At 66.6% G+C, this 25,855-nt stretch carries 21 protein-coding genes; 13 read left to right on the forward strand and 8 right to left on the reverse strand.

What is annotated here, in order from left to right:
* A partial coding sequence (locus tag AOZ53_RS21480) for a FlhC family transcriptional regulator (RefSeq protein ID WP_054489287.1) occupies positions 1 to 377 on the reverse strand: 377 nt, incomplete at its 3' end.
* Between the two features lie 31 nt (positions 378 to 408).
* Positions 409 to 732 (reverse strand): flagellar transcriptional regulator FlhD, encoded by a 324-nt coding sequence (gene flhD, locus AOZ53_RS21485; RefSeq protein WP_006219025.1) that lies wholly within the window; start codon positions 730 to 732, stop codon positions 409 to 411.
* 430 nt (positions 733 to 1,162) lie between these two features.
* On the opposite strand from flhD, the gene AOZ53_RS21490 reads away from it, so the two are divergent.
* The 5 genes from AOZ53_RS21490 (at position 1,163) to rfbF (ending at position 10,091) form a co-directional block, all read left to right on the forward strand.
* Entirely contained in the window at positions 1,163 to 1,918 is a 756-nt protein-coding gene (locus AOZ53_RS21490; protein ID WP_035360284.1) for an RNA polymerase sigma factor FliA, read from the forward strand.
* 194 nt (positions 1,919 to 2,112) lie between these two features.
* Entirely contained in the window at positions 2,113 to 3,717 is a 1,605-nt protein-coding gene (locus tag AOZ53_RS21495; protein ID WP_054460763.1) for a methyltransferase regulatory domain-containing protein, read from the forward strand.
* Between the two features lie 279 nt (positions 3,718 to 3,996).
* Positions 3,997 to 5,676 carry a flagellin N-terminal helical domain-containing protein gene (locus AOZ53_RS21500; RefSeq protein ID WP_054431982.1) on the forward strand — a complete coding sequence of 560 codons (1,680 nt, stop codon included), beginning with the start codon at positions 3,997 to 3,999 and terminating at the stop codon, positions 5,674 to 5,676.
* A gap of 246 nt (positions 5,677 to 5,922) precedes the next feature.
* Positions 5,923 to 9,324, forward strand: a complete 3,402-nt coding sequence (locus tag AOZ53_RS21505) for a bifunctional class I SAM-dependent methyltransferase/glycosyltransferase (RefSeq protein ID WP_054489241.1) — start codon at positions 5,923 to 5,925, stop codon at positions 9,322 to 9,324.
* Positions 9,321 to 10,091, forward strand: a complete 771-nt coding sequence (gene rfbF / locus AOZ53_RS21510; RefSeq protein WP_054431984.1) for a glucose-1-phosphate cytidylyltransferase — start codon at positions 9,321 to 9,323, stop codon at positions 10,089 to 10,091. The genes AOZ53_RS21505 and rfbF overlap by 4 nt, the downstream gene beginning before the upstream one ends.
* A gap of 78 nt (positions 10,092 to 10,169) precedes the next feature.
* On the opposite strand, the gene AOZ53_RS21515 is transcribed toward rfbF, so the two are convergent.
* Complete coding sequence (locus AOZ53_RS21515; protein WP_054431985.1) at positions 10,170 to 10,919, reverse strand: class I SAM-dependent methyltransferase; 750 nt, start codon at positions 10,917 to 10,919, stop codon at positions 10,170 to 10,172.
* 254 nt (positions 10,920 to 11,173) lie between these two features.
* Between AOZ53_RS21515 and rfbG the strand changes: the two genes are divergently transcribed.
* The 8 genes from rfbG (at position 11,174) to AOZ53_RS21555 (ending at position 17,471) form a co-directional block, all read left to right on the forward strand.
* On the forward strand, positions 11,174 to 12,244 hold the full coding sequence (gene rfbG / locus AOZ53_RS21520; protein ID WP_054489243.1) for a CDP-glucose 4,6-dehydratase: 1,071 nt from the start codon (positions 11,174 to 11,176) through the stop codon (positions 12,242 to 12,244).
* Positions 12,241 to 12,798 (forward strand): dTDP-4-dehydrorhamnose 3,5-epimerase, encoded by a 558-nt coding sequence (rfbC, locus tag AOZ53_RS21525; RefSeq protein ID WP_054431987.1) that lies wholly within the window; start codon positions 12,241 to 12,243, stop codon positions 12,796 to 12,798. Before rfbG ends, rfbC begins: the two co-directional genes overlap by 4 nt.
* On the forward strand, positions 12,795 to 14,039 hold the full coding sequence (locus AOZ53_RS21530) for a class I SAM-dependent methyltransferase (RefSeq protein WP_054431988.1): 1,245 nt from the start codon (positions 12,795 to 12,797) through the stop codon (positions 14,037 to 14,039). Before rfbC ends, AOZ53_RS21530 begins: the two co-directional genes overlap by 4 nt.
* The gene (locus AOZ53_RS21535) at positions 14,036 to 14,860 is read left to right on the forward strand and encodes an NAD-dependent epimerase/dehydratase family protein (RefSeq protein WP_054489246.1); all 825 of its coding nucleotides are present in this window, start codon (positions 14,036 to 14,038) and stop codon (positions 14,858 to 14,860) included. Before AOZ53_RS21530 ends, AOZ53_RS21535 begins: the two co-directional genes overlap by 4 nt.
* Positions 14,861 to 15,616 carry a cephalosporin hydroxylase family protein gene (locus AOZ53_RS21540; protein WP_054431990.1) on the forward strand — a complete coding sequence of 252 codons (756 nt, stop codon included), beginning with the start codon at positions 14,861 to 14,863 and terminating at the stop codon, positions 15,614 to 15,616. It abuts the gene before it with no gap.
* 19 nt (positions 15,617 to 15,635) lie between these two features.
* Entirely contained in the window at positions 15,636 to 16,136 is a 501-nt protein-coding gene (locus AOZ53_RS21545; protein ID WP_054431991.1) for an acyltransferase, read from the forward strand.
* Between the two features lie 120 nt (positions 16,137 to 16,256).
* Complete coding sequence (locus tag AOZ53_RS21550; RefSeq protein WP_054489248.1) at positions 16,257 to 17,144, forward strand: hypothetical protein; 888 nt, start codon at positions 16,257 to 16,259, stop codon at positions 17,142 to 17,144.
* A gap of 132 nt (positions 17,145 to 17,276) precedes the next feature.
* Positions 17,277 to 17,471 (forward strand): putative motility protein, encoded by a 195-nt coding sequence (locus tag AOZ53_RS21555; protein WP_054489250.1) that lies wholly within the window; start codon positions 17,277 to 17,279, stop codon positions 17,469 to 17,471.
* A 63-nt stretch (positions 17,472 to 17,534) separates the two neighbouring features.
* Here the strand turns inward: AOZ53_RS21555 and AOZ53_RS21560 are convergent, their stop codons facing one another.
* The 5 genes from AOZ53_RS21560 to aceE all read right to left on the reverse strand — a co-directional run bounded on the left by AOZ53_RS21560 (position 17,535) and on the right by aceE (position 25,699).
* Positions 17,535 to 18,443 (reverse strand): LysR family transcriptional regulator, encoded by a 909-nt coding sequence (locus tag AOZ53_RS21560; protein ID WP_054489252.1) that lies wholly within the window; start codon positions 18,441 to 18,443, stop codon positions 17,535 to 17,537.
* Positions 18,444 to 18,576: 133 nt separating this feature from the next.
* A complete protein-coding gene (locus AOZ53_RS21565; protein ID WP_054431995.1) occupies positions 18,577 to 19,350 on the reverse strand; it encodes an SDR family oxidoreductase in 774 nt (257 codons plus the stop codon).
* A gap of 184 nt (positions 19,351 to 19,534) precedes the next feature.
* Positions 19,535 to 21,304, reverse strand: coding sequence for a dihydrolipoyl dehydrogenase (lpdA, locus tag AOZ53_RS21570; protein WP_054489254.1), 1,770 nt, complete (start codon positions 21,302 to 21,304; stop codon positions 19,535 to 19,537).
* 12 nt (positions 21,305 to 21,316) lie between these two features.
* Complete coding sequence (gene aceF, locus AOZ53_RS21575) at positions 21,317 to 22,978, reverse strand: dihydrolipoyllysine-residue acetyltransferase (RefSeq protein WP_054489256.1); 1,662 nt, start codon at positions 22,976 to 22,978, stop codon at positions 21,317 to 21,319.
* A 12-nt stretch (positions 22,979 to 22,990) separates the two neighbouring features.
* The gene (aceE, locus tag AOZ53_RS21580) at positions 22,991 to 25,699 is read right to left on the reverse strand and encodes a pyruvate dehydrogenase (acetyl-transferring), homodimeric type (protein WP_054489258.1); all 2,709 of its coding nucleotides are present in this window, start codon (positions 25,697 to 25,699) and stop codon (positions 22,991 to 22,993) included.
* Positions 25,700 to 25,855 lie beyond the last annotated feature (156 nt).

Consider the following 25,855-nt stretch of genomic DNA (forward strand, 5'->3'; position numbering starts at 1 on the left):
AGCATCCAGGCCCGGGTGAAGCTCAGCACGGGCTCGGCGGATTCGGCGCTGTCCACGCCGGCGTTCTCGAGATAGAGGCGGTACGCGTCGATGATGGCGCGGATGCCCTTGCTGCTGGTGCGCGTATTCAGGAACGAATACACGTTGTAGAACAACGAGGAATGGATATTCGGCAACCAGGTCATGAACCAGTCGACCGAAAAAGGCAGCATGCCCTTCGGTGGCGAGCAGCCGCGGATTTCGCGGTACAGACGTGCCAGGCGGTCGTGGCTGAGGCTGGTTTCAGCCTCCAACACCTGCAGCCGCGCGCCCAGAGTGATCATGGAGCTGGCTAGCAGGATGTCATCCGCTTCCTGCGAAACGCTCTTGGTGGCCATTACACGTGTCCGAGTGGGAATCGACAGGCCGTCAGGCCAGTTCTTCAACAGGTTGCTTGGCCAGCAGGATCGTCGCGTGCGCTTGCTGCAGCGCGCCGCCCAGCACATCATGGGTCAGTGCGGACAGCAGGCTGTAGTCGTCGAAACGGAAACGGCACAGGAGCGAACTGGAGCTGGCCAGCTTCACCAGCTGAGCCGGAGAAAGACGCATCAGGATATCGGCAACCTCGTTGCTGAAACCCAGGCGGAACATCGATGCAGCATAGTCATCGCGCAGCATGCGCTGTGCGAGAAGAAGGTAGGACAGATTCACTTCACGGATATCTGCCAGCAAAGAATTTTCGACTTGTTGCACGCCCGACTCCCTATTCCCTATCCCACCGAAGGGGCTTGATAACCAAGGACAATGGCAACGTTTGTTGCACAGTATCCGCTGCATCCTGTTTTAATGCGAAATGTATCATTTGTTCGCAATTTAAGTAAAATTTACCACAGGTCATGTCATTTTCTATGACTTATATGACAAATCTTTGTTGATATCGCGCAACTAGAGACTTTAGATACACCTTGACATAGAAAGTCCTGGCAAATGTACGTCAATTTGGCAAATAAGCATTCAAAACGTTGCGTGCTTTAAGGAATGAAATACCGACTTTTGCCGACAATGACACCTTGCCGATCACAAAATATTGCTAGCTTTAGCGTAGCCGCGCGTTTGTCGACAATGTCGCAAATTGACAACAACCGACAATGCGTCACGATGGACACCGCCTGACACTCCCGCAATGCCCCACGCAGATGACAGCTTGGTCGAATATGCCCCGCTAGTGCGGAAGCTGGCCCTGCAATTGCTCGCCCGGCTGCCGGCCAGCGTTGAGCTCGACGACCTGATCCAAGCCGGCATGATCGGCCTCTTGGATGCCGTGCGCCGCTACCAGGAAACCGCCGACGCCCAGTTCGAGACCTACGCCACCACCCGCATCCGCGGCGCCATGCTCGACGAGCTGCGGGGCCAGGACTGGCTGCCGCGCAGCGTGCGCGCCAAGGCCCGCAAGATCGAACAGGCCATCCAGCAGCTCGAGCAGCGCCTGATGCGCGCGCCCTCCGAGGCCGAGATCGCGCAGCAGATGGAAATGCCGCTGGCCGAATATCAGACGCTGTTACACGACGCCCAGGGCGTGCAGATCGTCCACTACGAAGACTTCGCCACCGAGCCCGACGCCGCGTCGGGCCAGACCGACTGGACCGCCACGCTGAATCACGGCACCGCCGGCGGCAACCCGCTGGACTCGCTGCTGGCCGGCGATTTCCGCCAGGCGCTGATCCTGGCCATCGACACCCTGCCCGACCGCGAGAAACTGCTGTTGTCGCTGTGCTACGAACAGGGCCTGAACCTGAAGGAAATCGGCGCGATCATGAACGTGACCGAGGCCCGCGTCTGCCAGTTGCGCTCGCAGGCCACCGCGCGCATCCGCGCCAAGCTGCGCGAACAGGCCTGGCAGCATCTGCCCCAGGAAGGGCAGATCGCGCAGATCATCTGACGGGCGCAGCCGCCGGACCGGATGCCCCGTCCGACGCCCAGGCGGCGCGCCTTGCGTCCGGAATTCCGGGAAAATCGGACGTTGTTCATGCCATTACGCCCCCGGCGCCCTTGTTAGCCTTCCACGCTGACACCAATAATGGTGCGCGCGGCGATCCGCCGCCGGCCGCGCACCGCGATCCCTGGAATTTCGCCATGAGCGCACCCGACGTCCTGACGCAGGCCATTTCCGACGCCTACGACGAAACCCCGTACATTTCCCTGCCCTTTTCCTACACCTCGCCCGGCAACCTGCGCGCGGTCGCGCACCTGTACCAGTTGCCGGCGCCGGCGCTGGAGCAGGCCCGGGTGCTGGAACTGGGCTGCGCCGCCGGCGGCAACCTGTTGCCATTCGCGCTGGCCTACCCCGAGGCCCGCGTCGTCGGCATCGACCTGTCGCCGCAGCAGATTGACGCGGGCCGGCTGATCGCGGAAGCGGCGGGCGCGCGTAATCTCGACCTGCGGGCCATGAGCCTGACGGACATCACCGCCGACTTCGGCACTTTCGACTACATCATCTGCCACGGCGTGTTCAGCTGGGTGCCGCCGGAGGTGCGTGACGCGATCCTGCGCATCTGCCGCGAAAACCTGGCGCCGCAAGGCATCGCCTACGTCAGCTACAACACCTATCCGGGCTGGAAGGCGTCCGACGTGATCCGCGACGCCATGATCCTGAACAGCTTCGGCGCGGAAACGCCGCAGGACAAGCTGGTTCGCGCCAAGGCCATGCTGGAACTGATCGAGGGCGGCCTGTGGCAGAGCAACCCGCTGCGCTCGGCGCTGCAGGAAGCCGCCCGCAAGCTGCGCGGACAGACCGATCACTATCTGCTGCACGAATACCTGGAGGCGATCAACACGCCCTGCTATTTCCTGGAATTCGCCGCCGCGGCGCAACAAGCCGGCCTGGCCTACGTGACAGATGCCGAACCGCAATTGACGTTCCCCTCCACGTTCGGCGGCACCGTGGCGCTGGGCCTGAACGGGCTGTCGGTCAACGCCGGCCGGGAAATGCGCGAGCAATACCTCGATTTCGCCATCGGCCGCTCGTTCCGCAAGAGCCTGCTGGTGCATGCCGAGCGCGCCGGCGACATTCTCGACCAACCCGAGGGCGGCGCCTTTGTCGCCATGCATTTCGCCGCCGACCTGACGCCGCTGCCCGGCGCGGCGGGCGCCCCGGCCGGGCAACGCCAGTTCCGCACCGCCGCCGGGACCGCCATCACCACCCAGGATCCGGGCATGATCGCGTTGATGGAAACGCTGGCCCAGGCCTGGCCGCGATCGCTGCCGTTCGCCGCGCTGCTCGAAACCCAGCGCGGACACGCGGCCGACGCGGCGGCCGACACCCTGGCCAACGCGATGATCGGCCACCTGGTGACGCTGGTGCAGGCCAGCGCCCTCCACTACCGCCTGGAACCGGCCGCCTACCAACCCGCGCAGGCCAAGCCGCGCCTGATCCCCGGCGCCCTGCAATTACTACAAGAAGTAACAAAACCGAATTCCCAGGTCGGCATGCACAACCTCTGGCATCACCCGGTCACGGCGCCCACCGACGCCCTGCACCAATATCTGATGCGCCACATCGACGGCGAGCACAGCAGCGCCGAACTGCGCACCCTGGCGCGCGACGCGCTGACCGCGGGACGCCATCCGCACCCGGACGGCAAATCCTACAAGGGCGCCCGCAACCTGGATCCGGTGGCCCAGGAAATCGTCAACAGCCTGCTGGCCGCCCTGCGCCGCGCCGGCCTGCTGCTGCACTGACAGGCCCGTCCGGCGGCCGTGCTCCGGCCGTCGGACAAGTCTGTATATGTTGCTTCCTCACCCGTCCGGCCGACCGGCCAGACCGTAAGACCAGTCTGTAAGTGGTATCCAACAACATTTTGTGAATACCAAAAAAAAGCCCTAAAGATTGATTTGCGACTGCCGTAATCCTTGCAACGGAGAAATTCGAAGACGCAAGAAATCGAATTCTTCCCGTTACAACGATGGGCGGCCCCGCTGCCCGGTTTGAAGAAGCCTTTCTCTCTTGGGAGCCTAAACATGGCTGCAGTCATTAACACCAACTACTTGTCGCTGGTTGCTCAGAACAACCTGAACAAGTCGCAATCTTCCCTGGGTACCGCCATCGAACGCCTGTCGTCGGGCCTGCGCATCAACAGCGCCAAGGACGACGCCGCCGGTATGGCCATTGCCAACCGCTTCACCGCCAACGTGAAGGGTCTGACCCAAGCCGCTCGTAACGCCAACGACGGTATCTCGCTGGCCCAGACGACGGAAGGCGCCGCCTCCGAAATCAACACCCACCTGCAGCGCGTTCGCGAACTGTCGGTGCAAGCCGGCAACGGCAGCTACTCGCAAGAGCAGCTGAACTCGATGCAAGACGAAATCAACCAGCGTCTGTCGGACATCGACCGCATCTCGCAACAAACCGACTTCAACGGCGTGAAGGTTCTGTCGGCCAACGCCAAGCCCCTGACGCTGCAAGTCGGCGCCAACGACGGCGAAACCATCACCCTGAACCTGTCGGAAATCAGCGTCAAGACGCTGGGTCTGGACGGCTTCAACGTGAACGGCACCGGCGTGACGCAAAACCGCACCGCCACCGTGTCCGACCTGCAAGCCGCTGGCGGTTCCGCCACCGGCAACGACTGGACCGTGACCACGAACCACGCCAGCGCCACCGCTGACCAAGTGTTCGCCAAGCTGGAAGGCGGCAACAAGGTCACCATCGGTACCGGCACCGCCGCTACCGTCTACAGCTACGACGCCGCCAACAAGAACTTCACGTTCACCGACAAGTCGGCCTCGAACGCCGCCACCGTCACCTCGCTGGCCAACTCGCTGCGCCCGGCCACCGGCACCACGACCGCCACCTACACCCACAGCAACGGCTCCGCTTCGACCTCGTTCGAAGTCGACGCCACGGGCAAGGTCACCGTCGGCGGTCAAGCCGCCTACCTGGACGCCGCCGGCAACCTGACGACCAACAGCGCCAGCGCCACCGCCGCCACGCTCGACTCCGTCATGACGGCTGCGTCGAACAACACCGGCACCGCCGGTTCGTCGTCGGTCTCCATCAATGGCAAGACGTACTCCAACACGGGTACGGCCAACCAACTGACGTTCACCAACACCATCGCTTCCGATGCGCTGCTGGCCAACGTCAAGGCTGCCGCCAACTCGACGATCCAGCTGGGTCAAGGCATCACCAGCGCCACGGTCACGCTGGCCAACGGCACCTCGTCCGACACGTACGTCGACGACAAGGGCGCGTTCACGACCACCAAGAACTACACCACCGTCTACACCGTCGACCCCAACACGGGCAAGGCCACGGTCAAGAGCGGCACGGGCGCAGGCGACTACGCTCCCAAGGTTGGCTCCACCGCCTACGTCAGCGCCTCGGGCAAGCTGACCACGGACACGACCAGCAAGGGCACGCTGACCACCGATCCGCTGAAGACGCTGGACGCCGCCTTCACCAAGCTGGACAAGCTGACCGGTGAACTGGGTGCCGTGCAGAACCGTCTGGAATCGACCATCGCCAACCTGAACAACGTGGTCAACAACCTGTCGAACGCCCGTTCGCGCATCCAGGACGCCGACTACGCCACGGAAGTGTCGAACATGTCGAAGGCCCAGATCCTGCAACAGGCTGGCACCTCGGTTCTGGCGCAAGCCAACCAAGTGCCGCAAACCGTTCTGTCGCTGCTGCGTTAATTCACGGCAAAGCAGTACGGACGGGGGAAGCTCCGGCTTCCCCCCGGCCAGCCGGCCACGGCCCTTCGCGCCATGGCCGGCCCCTCGAACCCGCCTCCCGGCGGGTTTTTTCATTCCCGCTGGCTTCGAGCGGTTTCATCCAAACTGGCGGGGAATTGGCACGCTGATTCGCTGAATGGGCGCGGGCCGGCGTCCATAGAATGAGCGCAATAGTCTCCCGAGGCTCGCCCCTCCTTCGCACGCCACATGTCTTATCCGGCCCATACCCAACGACAAGCCGCCGCCGACCCCGGACGCCTGGCTCCCAGCCACTCCCCCGCCCGGTTGCGCGCGACCGCCCATCTGTACGGGGTCGACAGCGTCCCCCTGGAACATGCCCGCGTGCTGGCGATCGGCTGCGGCGACGGCGCCGGCCTGCTGCCCTTCGCCCTGGCCCATCCGCAGGCCCAGGCGGTCGGCATCGACGCATCCGAGGCCCTGGTGACCCAGGGCACGGCGGCCGCCCAGCGGCTGGGCGCGGCCAACCTGCGGCTGTACGTGGGAGAAGCCGCCGACATCGGCACCCAGCTGGGCCAGTTCGACTACGTGATCGTCACCGGCCTCTATAGTTACCTGCCGGCGCCGGCGCAGCAGGTATTGCTGCAGGCCTGCGGACAGCTGCTGTCGCCGCAGGGCATCCTCTACCTGGACAGCCACGTCTATCCGGGCGCCAAGTCGCTGGAAGTGGTGCGCGACGCCATCATGCTGCACGGCCACGCCGCGCAGAACGACGCCGAACTGCGCCAGAGCGCCACGGCGGCGCTGTCCCTGTTCAAGGATGGCCTGGCGGCGTCCAACCCGCACGCCTCGACCCTGGCGGCCGCGGCGGAGCAATTCGCCCGCGCCCTTAGCGACACGGCGGCCGGCGCCAACCCGCTGTCCTGCAACCCCAGCTATTTCGTCGAACTGGCCGGCGTGGCCGCCCAGGCGGGGCTCGCCTATCTGGGTGATGCACAGCCGCTGAGCGAATTGCCGCTGTCGTTCGGCCAGGGAGTGTCGCTCAACCACAGCCTGCTGGCCATGGGACAGCCGGTTACGGTGCGCCAGCAATACCTCGACTTCGCCACCGGGCGCGCGTTCCGCCAGGGCCTCTGGCTGCGTGACGAACGGGCCGCCGAGGTCCAGCGTCCGGACCTGGCGCGGCTGCGCGACCTGCGTTTCGCGTCCGGCCCGATCCGGCTGGCCGCCAATGGCCAGGAACAAGGCGCCACCTATGTGAATCACCTGGGCCGCGCCCTGGTCACGCACGACGCCGACGTGGTGACGGTGGTGGACACGTTGGCGCATGCCTGGCCTGGCTCGCTGCCCTACAGCACCCTGCTGGCGGTCCTGCTGTACCGCAACCAGATCGACAACGATGCCGGGACCAGGATCCTGCAGCGCGTCCTGCAGACGCTGCTCGAGCACGATCTGGCGCACTACTGCCTCGACCGCGGACCCTATGACACCGAGGGCGGCGACACCTTCCACCTGCTGCCGTTCATGAGCGAAGCGGTGGCGGACGGCGAACCCGCGCTGCCCCGCTTCAATCTCTGGCACGAGGCCGTCAACTACCTGCCGCCGCCCGAGCAGGCGGCGGTCGTGGCCAACCTCGCGGCGGGCCGCCTGCCCAGCGCCGCAGCCGACCTCGGCCCCGCCCCCGAACCCGCGGACGTGGCGGAGACCCTGGCGCTGCTCAAGCGTTATGCCTTGACCCAAGGCGGCCCCAAGGCCTGGGCCGATCTGCTGCGCCGCACGCTCGAGGCCGCGGGGGAAACCTATATGCCGCTGGCGGGCATGTACGCCAGCGCGCGGGCCTGCCAGAGCCTGAATTCCCGGGTGCTGCAGGCCAGCGGACACCAGTCGAACCCGCCCGCCAGCATCGCGGCCCCCGTCAAGCGCATGCACGAACTGATGGTGCAGAAGGCCTACCTCGAGGCGGAACCCGTGGCGCGCCAGCTGACCAAGCTGTCGCCGCGGTTCTGGGATGCCTGGGAAGTCCTGACCGTCGCCTTGTTCAGCACCTTCCGCAGCCCGCAGGCCCTGCTGCCGGCGCTGACCATGCTGGACCTGGCGCCGGCCGACCCGCAGAGCCACATCGTGCTCGCCGCCGTCCTGACCCAGCTGGGGCGCACCTCCGAGGCGATCGGCGTGGCCCGCCGCGCGATCGAACTGGATCCGCGCAGCGCCGAAACCCATTCGGCCCTGGCCGACGCGCTGGCCGCCGAGCGCCGCTACAAGGAAGCCGAGGCCTGCAATCAGACCGCGCTGGCCCTCGATCCGACCCACCGCAAGGCGCTCATCAACCTGAGCAAGATCTACATCGACTCGGGCGAGGTAACGCAGGCCGAGCTGATGACCCGCCGGACCCTCACGCACTATCCGACTGCTCCCGTGGCCCGCAACAACCTGTTGTTCGCCATGAACTATTCGGACGATCGCACGGCCGAAGAGGTGTTCCAGGCCTACCGCGACTACGACACCGACCTGTGCGTGCCGCTGCGTTCGAGCTGGAAGCCGCACGCCAACAAGCGGGATCCGGCGCGCAAGCTGAAGGTCGGTTATGTCTCGCCCGACTTCCGCCAGCATTCCGGCAACTACTTCATCGAGCCGGTGTTCGCCCACCATGACCGCGAGCGCTTCGAGCTGACCGCCTACGCGGAGCTGGTGGCCGAGGACGCCACCACGCCACGCCTGAAGGCCTATTTCGACCACTGGGTGCCCACGGCGGCGCTGACCGACGTGCAACTGGCCGAACGCATCCGCGCCGACGGCATCGACATCCTCATCGACGTCGCCGGCCATACCGCCGGCAACCGCCTGGGCGCGTTCGCGCGCAAGCCGGCGCCGGTATCGCTGACCTGGCTGGGCTTCGGCTACACCACCGGGCTGTCGGCGATCGACTACATCATGACCGACGGCGTCATGCTGCCCGAGGGCTACGAACACCTGTTCTCGGAAAAGCCCTGGCGCCTGCCGCAAGGCAATTTCATCTATCGGCCCGGCGGCGGCATGGGCGACCCCGGCCCGTTGCCGGCCCTGAAGAATGGTTACGTGACCCTGGGCACGCTGACCCGCGCGATCCGCATGAACGACCGCACGGTCAAGGTCTGGTCCGAGATCCTGCGCCGCCTGCCGCGGGCGCACCTGGTGGTCAACAGCACCAGCTACCGCGACGGCCCGATGTGCGAGCAGTTGATCCGCCGCTTCGAGGCTCACGGCATCGAGCGCCAGCGCCTGGAGATCGGCTGCACCAGCCCGGCCTGGGACGTGCTGCGCGGCATGGACATCGGCCTGGACTGTTTCCCCCACAATTCCGGCGTGACGCTGGTCGAGACGCTCTACATGGGCGTGCCCTACGTGACGCTGGCCGACCGTCCCAGCGTCGGCCGCATCGGCGCCTCGGTGCTTCAGAGTGTCGGCCATCCGGAATGGATCGCCGACAACGAGGCGGCCTACGTCGACAAGGTGGTGGCGCTGGCCAGCGACATCCCGGCGTTGCAGGCCCTGCGCGGCACGCTGCGCGACCAGATGGGCGCAAGCCCCCTCATGGACGAGCCGGCATTCGCCCGCAAGTTCGAAGCCGCCCTGCGCGGCATGTTCACGAATTGGTGCGAGAACCAAGCATGAAAGCAATCATCCTGGCCGGTGGCCTGGGCACCCGGATTTCCGAAGAAACGCATACGCGCCCCAAGCCGATGATCGAGATCGGCGGCCGCCCGATCCTGTGGCACATCATGAAGACCTACTCCGCCCACGGCGTGAACGAGTTCGTGATCTGCTGCGGCTACAAGGGCTACATGATCAAGGAGTATTTCGCCAACTACTTCCTGCACATGTCCGACGTCACCTTCGACATGGCCGACAACCGCATGGAAGTCCACCAGCGCAAGGCCGAACCATGGCGCGTGACGCTGGTCGACACCGGCGAGAACACCATGACCGGCGGCCGCCTCAAGCGCGTGGCCGACTACGTCAAGGAAGAAGAGGCGTTCTGCTTCACCTACGGCGACGGCGTGGCGGACATCGACATCAGCGCCCTGATCGCGTTCCACCGCCGTCATGGCGGCCAGGCGACGGTCACCGCGGTGCAGCCCCCCGGCCGCTATGGCGCGCTGCGGCGCGAAGGCGACCGGGTCACCGGCTTCACCGAGAAGCCGCGCGGCGACGGCGGCCTGATCAATGGCGGCTTCTTCGTGCTGTCGCCCAGCGTCCTGTCGCTGATCGAGAGCGACGACACCAGCTGGGAAGCGGCGCCGCTCGAAGCCCTGAGCCGCGACGGCCAGTTGCACGCCTATGAACACCTGGGCTTCTGGCAGCCGATGGACACGCTGCGCGAGAAGAACCTGCTCGAGTCGTTGTGGAACACGGGCAAGGCGCCATGGAAAGTCTGGTAAGCAGGGACGGCCCGACGTCCCTGCCACCACCGCGCGCGCCCTTGCGGGCGGCGCGGCGTCACTCGAAACGCCCGCTTTTCATTTGATCACCAGGCCCTGCCCGGTGGGCAGTTCCAATACCCGATACCCACGCTTGGCAAACCAGGGATCTTCGGCGTCCTTCTGGGCGCGATACGCCAACCAACCATAGTCGTCCAGGATCAGGACCGCACCGGGAACCATGCGATCGAACAGTATTTCCAGCGCGCCGATTTCCGCGTCGGCATTATTCAGGTCCAGATGCATGAAGGCGATCTTCTCGGGCGCGACATCGTGCAGGACTTCCGGAACCTTGCCCTGGCTGACGGTGACGTTGGGCAGATCGGCAAAACGCTGCGTCACCCAGCTGAACAGTTGCTTGCTGTGTTCGGGCATGGCGTGATGCGGCTGGGACGGATCGTGATCGAACAGATCGTAAAGATAGTAGTGGCGATCGGGATGGGACGAAAAATCGACCGCATCGCAAACGATCCGCGCCGTCGTGCCCTTGTAACAAGCACACTCGACGAAATCGCCTTCCAGGCGCAGGCCATTGCGCACACCCCACAGGACGACGGAAATCCGCCACAGCACCGCCTGTTCGATCGAGGTGCTGGCGTGGTTGCCAAATGCCGTCATCAGAGCGTCGTCTTCCAGAAAGCCCAGATTACGATGATACGTAAAGAGATTGTCCCCGGCGTAGGCCCCGGACACCGCCCCAATTCCATTCAGGGCCGTCTGGATGCCTTCATAAAACATATTGGGGTCCTGCAGCCCGAAAAACACTGTCTTCAGGTGATTCTTGCTCATGTCGGATACGCTCAAAACGAATATTGAATGTGATCGCTCAATCATCCGGAAAATTGGATGGTTTTGCGCTGGGTTGCCTTGGTACTGATGTTACAGAAAGCACCTCACACTTGGACGAAAAACTAGGGGCCGATTTCTCGACTGATCCCCCTATTGCCGCGCACCCATGTCACTAGAATGGGCAGTGTCGCGGAGAACGTCCCTAGAAATCCCATCCACACCATCGCTCGCACCTGATTCCCACTTAAGTACTCATGACCGGGTCCCCCTTGCCCTCTCCCACTTTCTGGCGCGACAAGCGCGTTTTGCTGACCGGTCACACAGGTTTCAAAGGCGGCTGGTTGGCGCTGTGGCTGCACCGGCTGGGCGCACGCGTCACGGGCATCTCCCTTGCGGCCGAAACGACTCCGGCGCTCCACCAGGCCGCGCGCATCGACAGCCTGATCGACGGCCGGCACTGCGACATCCGGGATGCCGCCGCCCTGCGACAACAGGTCCTGGAGGCGCGACCCGAAATCGTGCTGCACCTGGCCGCCCAGGCGCTGGTGCGGCCCAGCTACGCCGAACCGGTGGACACGTTCGCCACCAACGTGATGGGCACCGCGCACCTGCTGGACGCGCTGCGATCGGCGCCGGACGCCAAGGTGGCCGTCATGGTCACCACCGACAAGGTCTACCGCAACAACGAATGGCCCTACCCGTACCGCGAGCACGACACGCTGGGCGGCCACGATCCCTATAGCGCCAGCAAGGCGGCCAGCGAACTGGTCATCGCCTCGTACCGCGACGCCTTCCTGAAACAACAAGGCCTGGCGGTCGCCAGCGCGCGCGCCGGCAATGTGATCGGCGGCGGCGACTGGTCGGTCGACCGCCTGCTGCCCGACGCCGTGCGCGCCTGGCGCGATGGCGGCGAGCTGCACGTGCGCCGGCCCCAGTCGGTGCGGCCCTGGCAACACGTGCTCGAACCGCTGGCCGGCTACCTGACCCTGGCGGAGACGCTATGGCGGGATCCGGCGCTGGCCGACGCCTACAACTTCGGACCGGATGCCGCCGAGGCCGCGCCGGTGCGCACGGTCATCGACCTGGCGCAGGCCACCTATGGCCGCGGCCGCACGGTCTATGCCGAGCACTCGCAGGGACCGCACGAAGCCGGCCTGCTGACGCTGGATACCTCGAAGGCCCGCGCCGTGCTTGGCGTGGCGCCGCGCTGGCCGCTGGCCACGGCGGTGACGCGCAGCATGGACTGGTACCGCCGCTTCGACGCGGGCGAGGACGCGCTGGCGCTGTGCCAGGCCGACATCGACCGCTACGCGGGGCCGCGATGAGCCTGGAGATCCACGACACGCCGCTGGCCGGCCTGAAGCGCGTGCGGCGCCACCCGCGCGGCGACGCGCGCGGCTTCCTGGCGCGCCTGTTCGATGCCGAGGCCCTGCGGGCCGCCGGCTGGGACGGTGCCATCGCGCAGGTCAACCATACCCATACCGCCCAGGCCGGCACGGTGCGCGGCATGCACTACCAGTTGCCGCCGCATGCCGAGATGAAGCTGGTCAGTTGCATCCGCGGCGAAGTCTGGGACGTGGCGGTGGATCTGCGCCGCGGCTCGCCCACCTTCCTGCAATGGCACGCCGAACGCCTGTCCGCCGACAACGGCTGCGCGCTGCTGATCCCGCAGGGCTTCGCCCATGGCTTCCAGACGCTCGGCGACGACGTCGAGATGCTGTATTGCCATTCCGCGGCCTACGCCCCGCAGGCCGAGGCCGGCCTGCATTTCCAGGATGCCCGCCTGGGCATTGCCTGGCCCCTGCCCCCTACCCTGGTGTCCGAGCGCGACCTGAATCATCCGCGCCTGGATGCCGCTTTCCCGGGAGTCGCACTGTGAAGTGCCGCCACTGCCAGGCCGAACTGAGCCTGCCCTTTCTCGACCTGGGCCACGCGCCGCCGTCCAATGCCTACCTGAGCGCCGACGCGCTGCGCGGCCCGGAAACCTGGTTTCCGCTGCGCCTGCTGGTGTGCGAATCGTGCTGGCTGGTCCAGACCGAGGACCACGCCGGCCGCGAGGCCCTGTTCACCGACGACTACGCCTACTTCAGCTCGTTCTCGTCGTCCTGGCTGGCGCATTCGCGCCGCTACGTCGACGCCATGGCCAGCCGCTTCGGCCTGGGCCCGCAGAGCATGGTGTGCGAGATCGCTGCCAATGACGGCTACCTGCTGCAGTACGTCAAGGCCGCCGGCATCCCCTGCTATGGCGTCGAACCCACCGCCAGCACGGCGCAGGCCGCGCGCGAACGCGGTATCGACATCGTGCAGCGCTTCTTTGGCGTCGAACTGGGCGACGAACTGGCCAGCACCGGCCGCGCGGCCGACCTGGTCGCCGCCAACAACGTGCTGGCGCACGTGCCGGACATCAACGATTTCGTCTCGGGCTTCGCCGCGCTGCTCAAGCCCCAGGGCGTGGCCACCTTCGAATTCCCGCACCTGCTGCGCATGGTGCGCGAGAACCAGTTCGACACGGCCTATCACGAACACTATTCCTACCTGTCGCTGACCGCGGTCGCGCGCATCTTCCGCGCCAACGGCCTGGCGGTGTTCGACGTCGAGCACCTGCCCACCCACGGCGGCAGCCTGCGCGTGTATGCCCAGCGGCTCGACACCGGCAAGCACGAGGTGACGGCGGAGGTGGCGCGCACGCTGGACGAGGAGCAACAGGCCGGCATGACCGGCGCGGCCTTCTACGAGCGCTTCCAGCAGCAGGCCGAGCGCATCAAGAACGACCTGCTGGCGCTGCTGGTGGAGCTGCGCCGCAACGGCAAGCGGGTGGCCGCCTATGGCGCCGCCGCCAAGGGCAACACGCTGCTGAACTTCGCCGGCGTGCGGCCGGACCTGCTGCCCTACGTGGTGGACCTGAACCCGGCCAAGCAGGGCAAGTACCTGCCGGGCAGCCATATCCCCATCGTCGCCGAGGAAGTCCTGCGGCAGGACCAGCCCGAGTACATCGTGGTGCTGCCCTGGAACCTGAAGACGGAAGTCTCGCAACAGCTGGCCTACGCGCGCGAGGGCTGGCACGCCAAGCTGGTCACGGCCGTGCCCGGCCTGGCGATCGACGGCGGCCACGACGCATGAACACCGCGCCGGTCACCGTCCTGGGGGCAACGGGCTTCATCGGCCGCCACCTGCTGGCGCGCCTGCGCGCCGACGGCATCGCCTGCGAGGCGCCGGCGCGCGATGATGCCGGCCTGTTCGACCGCCCCCTGGGCCACGTGATCTACGCCATCGGCCTGACCTCGGACTTCCGCAGCCGGCCGCTGGACACGGTGGAAGCCCACGTCTGCCTGCTGCGGCGCCTGATCGCCGCCGGCCACTTCGACAGCCTGACCTATCTGTCCAGCACCCGCGTGTATGCCGGCGCCAGCGACACCCGCGAGCAGGCCGCGCTGACGGTCAATCCGAACCACGCCAGCGATCTCTACAACCTGTCCAAGCTGATGGGCGAATCCCTGTGCCTGCACGGCGGCCATCCGCGGGCCCGGGTGGCGCGCCTGTCCAATATCGTGGGCCTGCGCGACGCGCCCGACAGTTTCCTCGACCAGCTGCTCGAGGAAGGCGCGCGCGACGGCCGGATCACGCTGCACACCACGCTGTCCTCGCGCAAGGATTACCTGTACATCGACGACGCCGTGACCCAGATCCTGGCCCTGGCGCAATCGGACGCCACCGGTATTTTCAACGTGGCTCACGGCCAGGGCGTGGACAACCGCGCCATCGCCGAGTGCCTGGAAGCCGCCCTGGGCTACCGCGTCACCGAAGCGGCCGACGCGCAGCCCTGGGCCTTCGCCGATATCGACACCCAACGCATGCGCACCCGCTTCGGCCTCGCGCCGCGCGCGTTCGCCGACTATTTCCCGCATTTTCTGGCGCAGTACCGCCAACGCAAAGGAATCTGAATGTCCTACCTCGAAACCACGCCCGACGCGCATCCCGAATACCGCCAGGAAAAGGCCGCCCGCATCGGCTCGTTCGCGACCGACCAGGAGTTCCGCGAACTGTCGATCGCCTGGCGCCAGATGGCGCTGGAGCGCAAGTACATGAACAACTTCTCGTGGGCCGGCCGGCCGCTGATCCAGCTGCCCATGGACGCCATGGCCATGCAGGAACTGATCTGGGCGGTCAAGCCGGACCTGATCATCGAGACCGGCATCGCCCATGGCGGCTCGCTGATGCTGTCGGCCTCGATGCTGCAGCTGCTGGGCGCCGGCGAAGTGGTGGGCGTGGACATCGAGATCCGCGAGCACAACCGCCGCGCCATCGAGGCCCACCCGCTGGCCGGCCGCATCCACCTGATCGAAGGCTCCAGCATCGACCCGGCCACCATCGCCCAGGTCCGCGCGCATGCCGAGGGCAAGAAGAACATCATGGTGTGCCTGGATTCGAACCACACGCACGACCACGTGCTGGCCGAGCTGAACGCCTATGCCGACCTGGTCAGCGTGGGCAGCTACTGCGTGGTGTTCGACACCTTCGTCGAGGACATGCCGGCCGACTACGAATGGCCGGGCCGCCATTGGGGCAAGGGCAACAACCCCAAGACCGCCGTCTGGGAGTGGATCAAGAGCCACCCGGAATTCGAGATCGACCGCTCGGTCGAGGATCGGCTGCTGGTGACCTCGGCGCCCGACGGCTTCCTGCGCCGCAAGGCCTGACCGCGCCACAGGCGGCATCATGATCGAGATCGATCCGAGCGCCCGCGTATCGCCGCTGGCCGACATCGAGGATTCCACCCGCGGCACGCGGATCGTGATCGGCCCCGGCGCCGTGGTGGATTCCTTCGTCAAGATCAAGCCCGCCGGCGGCGCCGGGGACGTCATCATCGGCCCGGACTGTGTCATCAATTCCGGCTGCGTGCTCTATACCGGCAACGGCATCCGGATGGGCGCGCGCGTGGCGGTCGCGGCCAATTGCACCTTCGCCCCCGCCAACCACGAGTTCCGCCGCCGCGACCTGCCGATCCGGCAACAGGGGTTCCGCCCCAGCAAGGGCGGCATCGTCATCGAGGACGACGTCTGGATCGGCGCCAACTGCGTGCTGCTGGACGGCGCCATCCTGCGCGAAGGCTGCGTCATTGCCGCCGGCAGCATCGTGCGCGGAGAAATCGCCGCTTTCTCGATACAGGGCGGCAACCCCATGGCGGTACTCGGCTGGCGCGAAGAGACCGGCGACTGAGCGCCCCCCACGACATGATTGGTTGGAAGCCGGCTTTTTGCCGGCTTATTCCTTTTTTGCCCGGCCAGGCAGGCGGTCATAATTGCGTTCGTACGCTTTTGTATCTATATTTTTCGTAACATGACCACCACGCCTCCCGATCCACTCGCTACGCGGCATGACGGCACCACGGATCCAGACGACCAGGCGCCGGTGGATGCGCACACCCAGCGCTTGCGCGACGAGAACCGCGCCCTGCGCGAACTGCTGGCGGCGCAAGTGCAGGCCTCGATCCCGCGGCCCGGCCTGTTCAAGCGGCTGGGCTGGGCGCTGATCAGCGCGCCCGGCGCCGCCCTGGTGGGCTGGCGCAGCCTGATCGGCCGCGAGGACGCCACCCCGATCACCGGCAAGCGCGTGGGCTACGCCACCCTGACCGTCCTCTATACGCTGGCGATCTACGGCGCGCTGGTGTTGCTGGTGGTGTCCTGGAGCACGCCCAACGCCGCGCGCACCGGGGTGAACGCCGCCGGGCCGGTGCGGGTGCCGCTGGACGCCCCGCAGGGCGCCGGCCAGGAGCCGGCGAGCCCCGCCGCCCCGACCGACCGGAACAGCGGCGACGGCGCCGCCACGCCCCTCAAGGACACCGAACCGCCGCCCTCCCCGGAACAGGCGCCGCACAGCGCGCCCCAGGAGGACGCCCCGGAAACGACCGCGCCGGCGGCCCCCGCCGACAGTCCGGCCGCGCGCCCCGCCAGCGCCGCTGGCGGCAATGCCATGCCGGCCGCGGCCCGCGACCCCGCGCCGGCAGCCGCGCCCGGCGCGCCCGGCGCGCCCAAGCCGACGCTGCGGATCACCGAGATTCCCGCCGAGAATCCGCTCGCCTGGCTCGACAGTCTGAAAACCGAGCTGGCGCGTTGCGCCTCCCTGGGCTTTTTCGACCGCCCCGATTGCGCCTGGGCCGCGCGCAAGCAATATTGCGGCCCCAACCGGGGCTGGGGCGCGGTCAAGGAATGCCCGCCGCAGCCTTGACGCCGCCGCAGCCTTGACGCCGACGCTGACGCCGACGCCGACGCCGGAAAATTCTGCCGCGATGCCGCAAACTTTGCGATAATCGCTGAACCTCGGGCTTCGGCCCGGACAGTCTTCCACAGGACATCCGCCATGGATCTTTCCATCAGCAACACCGTGAACACCGGCCTGGCCATGCGCGACGCGCAGCTGATGCAGGAAGTCCAGGCCCGCGTCACCAAGAAAGCCATCAACGCCCAGGCCAACACCGTCGCCACGCTGATGCAATCGCTGCCGGTGGTCGCCATCGACGGCAAGATCGGCACCCGCATCAATACCCAGGCGTAACCGCCCCGGCGCGCGCGGCCGCGCCCTCTTCCTTCCGCTTTTTCCCGTCTTCGCCCGAGGCCGTCAGGCCTCCAGGTGCCCGCGCATCAATTCCTCGAACCATTCCAGAAAGATCGCCAGCCGGCGCGAACGCTGCCGCCGGTGCGGATAGAGCAGCGTCACGGGCATGGGCGCGGCGCGATGCGCCGGCATGACTTCCACCAGTTCGCCGGCATCCAGCAGGTCCCGCACGTCGAAGCGCGGAATCTGGATCAGCCCCAGGCCCGCCAGGCAGCAGGCGATGTAGCTTTCGGCATTGTTGACCACCACCCGGCTGGGCACCGTGATGGCCTGGCGGCCGCCGTCGCCGTCCGCCACCTCCCAGGGCAGTTCGCGGCCCGTGGTCGGCGAGGCGTAGCCCACCATCCAGTGCTCCGCCGGCAGCGCGTCCGGCGCCCGCGGCACGCCCCGCTCGCGCAGGTAGGCGGGGCTGGCGCAGTTGATCAGGGCGATGCTGCCCAATGGCCGCGACACGAGGCTGCTGTCATGCAGCGCGCCGATGCGCACCGCGCAATCGACGCCTTCCTGGATCAGATCGATGGCGCGGTCGCTCGAACCCAACGCCAGTTGCAGCCGGGGATGGCGCCGCAACAGGCCCGGCAAGGCGGGCGCCACCAGGCGGCGCGCAATGCGGCTGGGCACGTCGACGTTGAGCCGTCCGGACACCTGGCGCTGGCTCTGCTGGAACAGGTGGTCAATGTCTTCGACCTCGGCCAGCAGGGGCCGCACCCGTTCCAGCAACTGGGCGCCATCGGCCGTCAGGCGCACCTGGCGCGTGGTCCGGTGCAGCAGCCGCGCGCCCAGCTGGGCCTCGAGCTGCTGGACGGCGGCCGAGACGGAGGCGCGCGGCAGCTCCAGCGCGTTGGCGGCCTTGATGAAGCTGCCCATCTCCGCCACCTGCGCGAAGACGCGATACTGTTCGAATCTATCCATGCTTTCCCGGTTTGCGCCACCGCCGGCGGCACGGCGCCGCCCGTGACAGCATAGCCGGTCCGACAGGCAAGGCGGACGCCAGGGAGCGCCGCCCCGCACGCCGCGATGACGGCGGCATGGCGGGGCGCGACGTTCACTTGGTGGTGTAGCCGCCGTTGATCAGGATGGTCTGCCCGGTGATCCACCAGCCATCGCTGACCAGGTGGCGGATGAACGGCACCACGTCCTCGATGTCGGTCAGGCCGGTCCTGGAGAACGGCGACAGCGCGGCGGCGGTCTTGTGATACGCGACGGCATCGGCGCCTTCGGCCGGATAGAAGAACGGCGTGTCCATCGGGCCCGGCCCCACCGCCGTCACCGAGATGCCGCGCGCGCCGAACTCCTTGGCGGCGGCCCGAGTGTAGTGCTCGACCGGCGCCTTGGAGCCGGCATAGGCGGCGTAGAACGGCGTGAACGCGCCCAGCAGCGAGGTCACCAGGGTGCAGACCTTGCCGTTGTCGTTGACGTGGCGGCCGGCCTCCTTGAGAAAGAAGAACGCCGTCTTGGCGTTGACCGCGCTCATTTCGTCGTACTCGGCTTCGCTGATCTCGGTCAGCGGCTTCTTCAGTACCTTGCCGACGGTGTTGATGGCGATGTCGGGCCGCCCCACCGCCGCCACCGCGTCGGCGAACAGTTTCTCGATGGCGCCGGCCGTGGTCAGGTCGGCCTGGAATGCCACGCCCTTGGCGCCGGCGGCCTGGATCGCGGCCACCGTGGCGTCGGCGTCGGCCTTGGAGGCCGCGCTGTTGTAGTGGATGGCGACCGCCTTGGCGCCCTGCTTCGCCAGGTCGCGGGCGATCAGGCCGCCCAGGTTCTTGGCGCCGCCGGCGATCAGTGCGACTTTGCCCTTGATGGAATGGTCTGCCATGGAAAATCTCCCGCATGTGTCGATGGAGATTCGATTCTAGGCAGGCAGCGGGCCGGGATCAGCCGGGCGCGGCCGGATGGATCATCCAGGAAATCGTTCCAATGAAAAACAGCCCGAAGGCCGGGAGGCGCTTCGGGCTGCGGCGCCTGCGTCCGGATGCGAAGATCCGGCCGGCCAGGGCGATTTACTTCTTCTTCATCGGCGGCAGGTCGGTGCACACGCCTTCGGCCACTTCGGCCGCCATGCCCACCGATTCACCCAGCGTCGGGTGCGGGTGGATGGTCTTGGCGATGTCGATGACGTCCGCGCCCATTTCCACGGCCAGCGCCACTTCGCTGATCAGGTCGCCGGCATGAGTGCCGACGATGCCGCCGCCCAGGATGCGGTGCGACTCGGCGTCGAACAGCAGCTTGGTGAAGCCTTCGTCGCGGCCGTTGGCGATGGCGCGACCGGAAGCGGCCCACGGGAACACGCCCTTCTCGACCTTGATGCCCTGCTTCTTGGCTTCGTCCTCGGTCAGGCCGACCCACGCCACTTCCGGATCGGTGTAGGCCACCGACGGGATCACGCGGGCGTCGAAGAACGACTTCTGGCCGGCGGCGGCTTCGGCCGCCACGTGGCCTTCATGCACCGCCTTGTGCGCCAGCATCGGCTGGCCGACGATGTCGCCGATGGCGAAGATGTGCGGCACGTTGGTGCGCATCTGGCGATCGACCTCGATGAAGCCGCGGTCGGTCACGGCCACGCCCGCCTTGTCGGCGCCGATCTTCTTGCCGTTGGGGCTGCGGCCCACGGCCTGGAGCACCAGGTCGTAGCGCTGCGGTTCCTTCGGCGCGCCCTCGCCCTCGAAGGTGACGTAGATGCCGTCTTTCCTGGCTTCCGCGCCGACCGTCTTGGTCTTGAGCATGATGTTGTCGAAGCGGCCGGCGTTCTTCTTCTGCCAGACCTTGACCAGGTCGCGGTCGGCGCCCTGCATCAGGCCGTCCAGCATTTCCACCACGTCCAGGCGCGCGCCCAGCGTGGAGTACACCGTGCCCATTTCCAGGCCGATGATGCCGCCGCCGATGATCAGCATCTTCTTGGGGATTTCACGCAGCAGCAAGGCGCCGGTGGAATCGACGATGCGCTCGTCCTGCGGCAGGAACGGCAACTTCACCGACTGGCTGCCGGCGGCGATGATGGCCTGCTTGAAGCGCAGGGTCTGCGACTTGCCGTCGGCGCCCTTGACCGCCAGGTGGTTGGCATCGGCGAATTCGCCCACGCCCGTCACCACCGTGACCTTGCGCGCGCGGGCCATGCCGGCCAGGCCGCCGGTCAGCTTGGCGACCACGCTGTCCTTGTAGCCGCGCAGCTTGTCCAGGTCGATCTTGGGCTCGCCGAAGCTGATGCCGTGGGCGGCCAGCTCGCGCGCCTCGTCGATGATGGCGGCGTTGTGCAGCAGCGCCTTGGACGGGATGCAGCCCACGTTCAGGCAGACGCCGCCCAGCGTGGCGTAGCGTTCGACCAGCACCACGGACAGGCCGAGGTCGGCGGCGCGGAAGGCGGCCGAATAGCCGCCGGGGCCCGCGCCCAGCACCAGCATGTCGTATTCGGCGTCGGCCGAACCCTTGAAGGTCGCGGCGGCGGGGGCCGGGGCGGCAGCGGCCTTGGGAGCCTCGGCCTTCGGCGCGTCGGCCTTGGGCGCTGCCTTGGCGGCCGGGGCGGCGGCGGCGTCGGCCGCTTCCACCTCGAGCACCACGGCGCCTTCGGCGACCTTGTCGCCGACCTTGACCGCGATCGACTTCACCACCCCGCCCTGCGAGGCGGGAATTTCCATCGAGGCCTTGTCGGACTCGACGGTAATCAGGCTCTGCTCGGCCTTGATCGTGTCGCCCACGGCGACCAGCACCTCGATGACTTCGACTTCCTTGAAGTCACCGATGTCCGGCACTTTGATTTGAACGGTATTGCTCATAGGGCTCCCCGTTTACAGCGCGATGCGGCGGAAGTCGGCCAGCAAGGCGCCCAGATAGGCGTTGAAGCGGGCAGCGGCGGCGCCGTCGATGACACGGTGGTCATAGGACAGCGACAGCGGCACGATCAGGCGCGGCACGAACTGCTTGCCGTCCCAGACCGGCTTGTGCGACGAACGCGACACGCCCAGGATGGCCACTTCGGGCGCATTGATGATGGGCGTGAACGAGGTGCCGCCGATGCCGCCCAGCGACGAGATCGAGAAGCAGCCGCCCTGCATGTCGGCCGGCGAGATCTTGCCGTCGCGCGCCTTCTTGGACAGGTCGGTCATTTCCTGGGCGATCTGCAGGATGCCCTTCTTGTCGGCATCGCGGATCACCGGCACCACCAGCCCGTTGGGCGTGTCGGCGGCGAAGCCGATGTGGTAGTACTGCTTGAGCACCAGGTTGTCGCCGTCCAGCGAGGCGTTGAACTCGGGGAACTTCTTCAGGGCCGCGACCACGGCCTTGATCAGGAAGGCCAGCATCGTGACCTTGATGCCCGACTTCTCGTTTTCCTTGTTCAGCGTGACGCGCAGCGCTTCCAGGTCGGTGATGTCCGCTTCGTCGTTGTTGGTGACGTGCGGGATCATGACCCAGTTGCGGTGCAGGTTCGCGCCGGAGATCTTCTTGATGCGCGACAGCGGCTTGGCTTCGACCGGGCCGAACTTGGTGAAGTCGACCTTGGGCCACGGCAACAGGCCCAGCGCGGCGCCATCGGCCGAGCCGCCCGCGGCGGCGGCCACGGGGCCGGCGGCCAGCGCCTGCTTGACGAAACCGCGCACGTCATCGGCGGTGATGCGGTCCTTCGGACCCGAGCCCTTGACCTTGCTCAGGTTCACGCCCAGTTCGCGGGCGAACTTGCGCACCGACGGCGAAGCGTGCGGCAGCTGGCCGGGCTTGAGGTTGGCGTCTTCCAGCGCGGCGGCCGGGGCCGGACGCGACGCGGCGGCGGGCGCGGCGGCAGCCGGCGCCTCGGCCTTGGCGGCCGGCGCCTGCTCCTTGGCCGGCGCGGCTTCGGCCTTGGCGGCCGGCGCGGCGGCGGGCGCGCTGCCTTCCACCACAACCACGATCGAACCCTTGGCGACCTTGTCGCCAACCTTGACCTTCACTTCCTTGACCACGCCGCCCTGCGAGGCCGGGATCTCCATCGAGGCCTTGTCGGACTCGACGGTGATCAGGCTCTGCTCGGCCTTGATGGTGTCGCCGACGGCGACCATGACTTCGATGACTTCCACTTCCTTGAAGTCGCCGATGTCCGGCACTTCGATCTCGACCGGACCGCTGCTGGCGGCCGGCGCGGCGGCCTCGGCCTTGGCGGCGGGCGCGGCGGCGGCAGCCTGCCTGGGGGCTTCGGCCTTGGGTTCTTCCTTGGCGGCCGGAGCGGCGGCGGCGTCGGCCGCTTCCACCTCGAGCACCACGGCGCCTTCGGCGACCTTGTCGCCGACCTTGACCGCGATCGACTTCACCACCCCGCCCTGCGAGGCGGGAATTTCCATCGAAGCCTTGTCGGACTCGACGGTAATCAGGCTCTGCTCGGCCTTGATCGTGTCGCCCACCGCCACCAGCACTTCAATGACTTCCACTTCCTTGAAGTCGCCGATGTCGGGAACCTTGATTTGCACGACGTTGCTCATGTCTCTTTACCCTCAGGCGTATTGCGGGTTGGCTTTGTTCGGGTTGATGCCGTACTTCTTGATGGCCTCGGCCACCTTGGCAACCGGCACCTTGCCTTCGTCGGCCAGCGCGCGCAGCGCGGCGACCACGACGAAGTGGCGGTCCACTTCGAAGTGCTCACGCAGCTTGGCGCGGAAATCCGAACGGCCGAAACCGTCGGTGCCCAGCACCTTGTATTCGCGGCCCTTGGGCACGAACGGACGGATCTGGTCCGCAAACAGCTTCATGTAGTCGGTCGACGCGATGATCGGGCCTTCCGTCTTGGCCAGCTGTTCCGTGACGTAGGCCACCTGCGGCTTCTTCTCGTCGGGGTGCAGCATGTTGTGACGCTCGGCGTCCAGGCCGTTGCGGCGCAGTTCGGTGAAGCTGGTGACGCTCCACAGATCCGAGGCCACGCCCCAGTCGGCTTCCAGCAGTTCCTGGGCGGCCATGACTTCGCGCAGGATCGTGCCCGAGCCCATCAGTTGCACGCGGTTCTTGCCCTTGCCGTGCGACTTGAGCTTGTACATGCCCTTGATGATGCCTTCCTCGTCGCCGGCGGTCAGGCCAGGCTGCGGGTAGTTTTCGTTCATCACCGTCAGGTAGTAGTAGACGTTTTCCTGGTCTTCCACCATGCGCTTGAGGCCATGCTGGATGATCACGGCCAGTTCGTGGCCGAAGGTCGGGTCGTACGAGACGCAGTTGGGGATGGTCGAGGCCAGGATGTGGCTGTGGCCGTCTTCGTGCTGCAGGCCTTCGCCGTTGAGCGTGGTGCGCCCGGCGGTGCCGCCCAGGAGGAAGCCGCGCGCCTGCATGTCGCCGGCGGCCCAGGCCAGGTCGCCGATGCGCTGGAACCCGAACATCGAGTAGTAGATGAAGAACGGGATCATGATGCGGTTGTTCGAGGAGTACGACGTGGCCGCCGCGATCCACGAGCTCATCGCGCCCGCTTCGTTGATGCCTTCCTGCAGGAGCTGGCCGTCGGCCGCTTCCTTGTAGTACATGACCTGGTCCTTGTCGACCGGGGTGTACTTCTGGCCTTCCGGCGCGTAGATGCCGATCTGGCGGAACAGGCCTTCCATGCCGAACGTGCGCGATTCGTCGGCCAGGATCGGCACCACGCGCGGGCCCAGCTGCTTGTCGCGCAGCACCTGGTTCAGGATGCGCACGAAGGCCTGGGTGGTGGAGATCTCACGGCCTTCGGCGGTGGGCTCCAGCACGGCCTTGAAGGCGTCCAGCGCGGGGGCCTGCAGTTGCTCGTCGGCCTTGGCGCGGCGGCGCGGCAGGTAGCCGCCCAGCGCGGCGCGGCGCTCGTGCAGGTACTTCATTTCGGGCGAGTCTTCCGCCGGCTTGAAGTATGGCAGGTCGGCCAGCTGGTCGTCCGGGATGGGGATGCCGAAGCGATCGCGGAATTCGCGGATCGAATCCAGCTCCAGCTTCTTCTGCTGGTGGGTCGGGTTCTTGGCCTGGCCCACGTGGCCCATGCCGTAGCCCTTGATGGTCTTGGCCAGGATCACGGTCGGCTGGCCTTCATGCTTGGAGGCCGAGTCGAAGGCGGCGAACACCTTGTGCGGATCGTGGCCGCCACGGTTCAGGCGCCAGATGTCCTCGTCGCTCATGCGCGACACGGCTTCCAGCAGCTTGGGGTGCTTGCCGAAGAAGTGCTCGCGCACGAACTTGCCGTCGTTGGCCTTGTACGCCTGGTACTCGCCGTCGACGGTGTCTTCCATGATCTTGCGCAGGATGCCTTCCTTGTCGTGCGCCAGCAGCGGATCCCAGTAGCCGCCCCAGATCAGCTTGATCACGTTCCAGCCCGAACCGCGGAAGTCGCCTTCCAGTTCCTGGATGATCTTGCCGTTGCCGCGCACCGGACCGTCCAGGCGCTGCAGGTTGCAGTTGATGACGAAGATCAGGTTGTCGAGCTTTTCACGGGCGGCCAGGGCGATGGCGCCGAGCGACTCGGGTTCGTCCATTTCGCCGTCGCCGCAGAACACCCAGACCTTGCGCTTGCTGGTGTCGGCGATGCCGCGAGCGTGCAGGTACTTGAGGAAGCGGGCCTGGTAGATGGCCATCAGCGGGCCCAGGCCCATCGACACCGTGGGGAACTGCCAGAAGTCCGGCATCAGCTTCGGATGCGGGTACGAGGACAGGCCCTTGCCGTCCACTTCCTGGCGGAAGTGGTTCAGCTGTTCTTCGGTCAGGCGGCCTTCGAGGTAGGCGCGGCCGTACATGCCGGGCGAGGTGTGGCCCTGGAAGTAGACCAGGTCGCCGCCGTGGTTTTCGTTCTCGGCGTGCCAGAAGTGGTTCTGGCCGCAGCCGATCATGGTGGCCAGCGAGGCGAAGGAGGCGATGTGGCCGCCCAGGTCGCCGCCGTCCGGCGGGTTGTGCTTGTTGGCCTTGACCACCATGGCCATGGCGTTCCAGCGCACGTACGAGCGGATGCGCGATTCCAGTTCCAGGTTGCCCGGATGCGCCGGCTCCAGGCCGGGCGGAATCGTGTTGACGTAAGCGGTGTTGGGCGAGAACGGGATGTGGGCGCCGGAACGACGGGCTTCGTCGATCAGGCGTTCCAGCAGGTAGTGCGCGCGCTGCGGTCCTTCGCGATCAAGGACTGCCGCCAGGGCTTCGAGCCACTCCTGGGTTTCTAGGGTGTCTTCGTCGTTGGCAGCCTGCACGGCGCCAGCCTGGGCGAAAGAGGACATCGTGTGTCTCCTGTTGGGGTTCGTTCGTGACCACACCCGCTTATTTATCTACTCGCGGACATGCCATGGTAGTCGGGATCATCCGGGCTACCATGCCATGCATGGGTCGGGGTGTTGTGCTAGAGACCAGCTACTCGGGAGCGGTTTCCCTATCAG

This window comes from Achromobacter sp. 2789STDY5608621, from assembly GCF_001299375.1.
GTDB lineage: Bacteria > Pseudomonadota > Gammaproteobacteria > Burkholderiales > Burkholderiaceae_B > Achromobacter > Achromobacter insuavis.

What these genes read in the sequence shown, in the direction of transcription:
- AOZ53_RS21490 (WP_035360284.1), top strand. Translation starts at nt 1,163, where the DNA reads ATGCCCCACGCAGATGACAGCTTGGTCGAATATGCCCCGCTAGTGCGG.
- AOZ53_RS21495 (WP_054460763.1), top strand. Translation starts at nt 2,113, where the DNA reads ATGAGCGCACCCGACGTCCTGACGCAGGCCATTTCCGACGCCTACGAC.
- AOZ53_RS21500 (WP_054431982.1), top strand. Translation starts at nt 3,997, where the DNA reads ATGGCTGCAGTCATTAACACCAACTACTTGTCGCTGGTTGCTCAGAAC.
- AOZ53_RS21505 (WP_054489241.1), top strand. Translation starts at nt 5,923, where the DNA reads ATGTCTTATCCGGCCCATACCCAACGACAAGCCGCCGCCGACCCCGGA.
- rfbF (WP_054431984.1), top strand. Translation starts at nt 9,321, where the DNA reads ATGAAAGCAATCATCCTGGCCGGTGGCCTGGGCACCCGGATTTCCGAA.
- AOZ53_RS21515 (WP_054431985.1), bottom strand. Translation starts at nt 10,919, where the DNA reads ATGAGCAAGAATCACCTGAAGACAGTGTTTTTCGGGCTGCAGGACCCC.
- rfbG (WP_054489243.1), top strand. Translation starts at nt 11,174, where the DNA reads ATGACCGGGTCCCCCTTGCCCTCTCCCACTTTCTGGCGCGACAAGCGC.
- rfbC (WP_054431987.1), top strand. Translation starts at nt 12,241, where the DNA reads ATGAGCCTGGAGATCCACGACACGCCGCTGGCCGGCCTGAAGCGCGTG.
- AOZ53_RS21535 (WP_054489246.1), top strand. Translation starts at nt 14,036, where the DNA reads ATGAACACCGCGCCGGTCACCGTCCTGGGGGCAACGGGCTTCATCGGC.
- AOZ53_RS21540 (WP_054431990.1), top strand. Translation starts at nt 14,861, where the DNA reads ATGTCCTACCTCGAAACCACGCCCGACGCGCATCCCGAATACCGCCAG.
- AOZ53_RS21545 (WP_054431991.1), top strand. Translation starts at nt 15,636, where the DNA reads ATGATCGAGATCGATCCGAGCGCCCGCGTATCGCCGCTGGCCGACATC.
- AOZ53_RS21550 (WP_054489248.1), top strand. Translation starts at nt 16,257, where the DNA reads ATGACCACCACGCCTCCCGATCCACTCGCTACGCGGCATGACGGCACC.
- AOZ53_RS21555 (WP_054489250.1), top strand. Translation starts at nt 17,277, where the DNA reads ATGGATCTTTCCATCAGCAACACCGTGAACACCGGCCTGGCCATGCGC.
- AOZ53_RS21560 (WP_054489252.1), bottom strand. Translation starts at nt 18,443, where the DNA reads ATGGATAGATTCGAACAGTATCGCGTCTTCGCGCAGGTGGCGGAGATG.
- AOZ53_RS21565 (WP_054431995.1), bottom strand. Translation starts at nt 19,350, where the DNA reads ATGGCAGACCATTCCATCAAGGGCAAAGTCGCACTGATCGCCGGCGGC.
- lpdA (WP_054489254.1), bottom strand. Translation starts at nt 21,304, where the DNA reads ATGAGCAATACCGTTCAAATCAAAGTGCCGGACATCGGTGACTTCAAG.
- aceF (WP_054489256.1), bottom strand. Translation starts at nt 22,978, where the DNA reads ATGAGCAACGTCGTGCAAATCAAGGTTCCCGACATCGGCGACTTCAAG.
- aceE (WP_054489258.1), bottom strand. Translation starts at nt 25,699, where the DNA reads ATGTCCTCTTTCGCCCAGGCTGGCGCCGTGCAGGCTGCCAACGACGAA.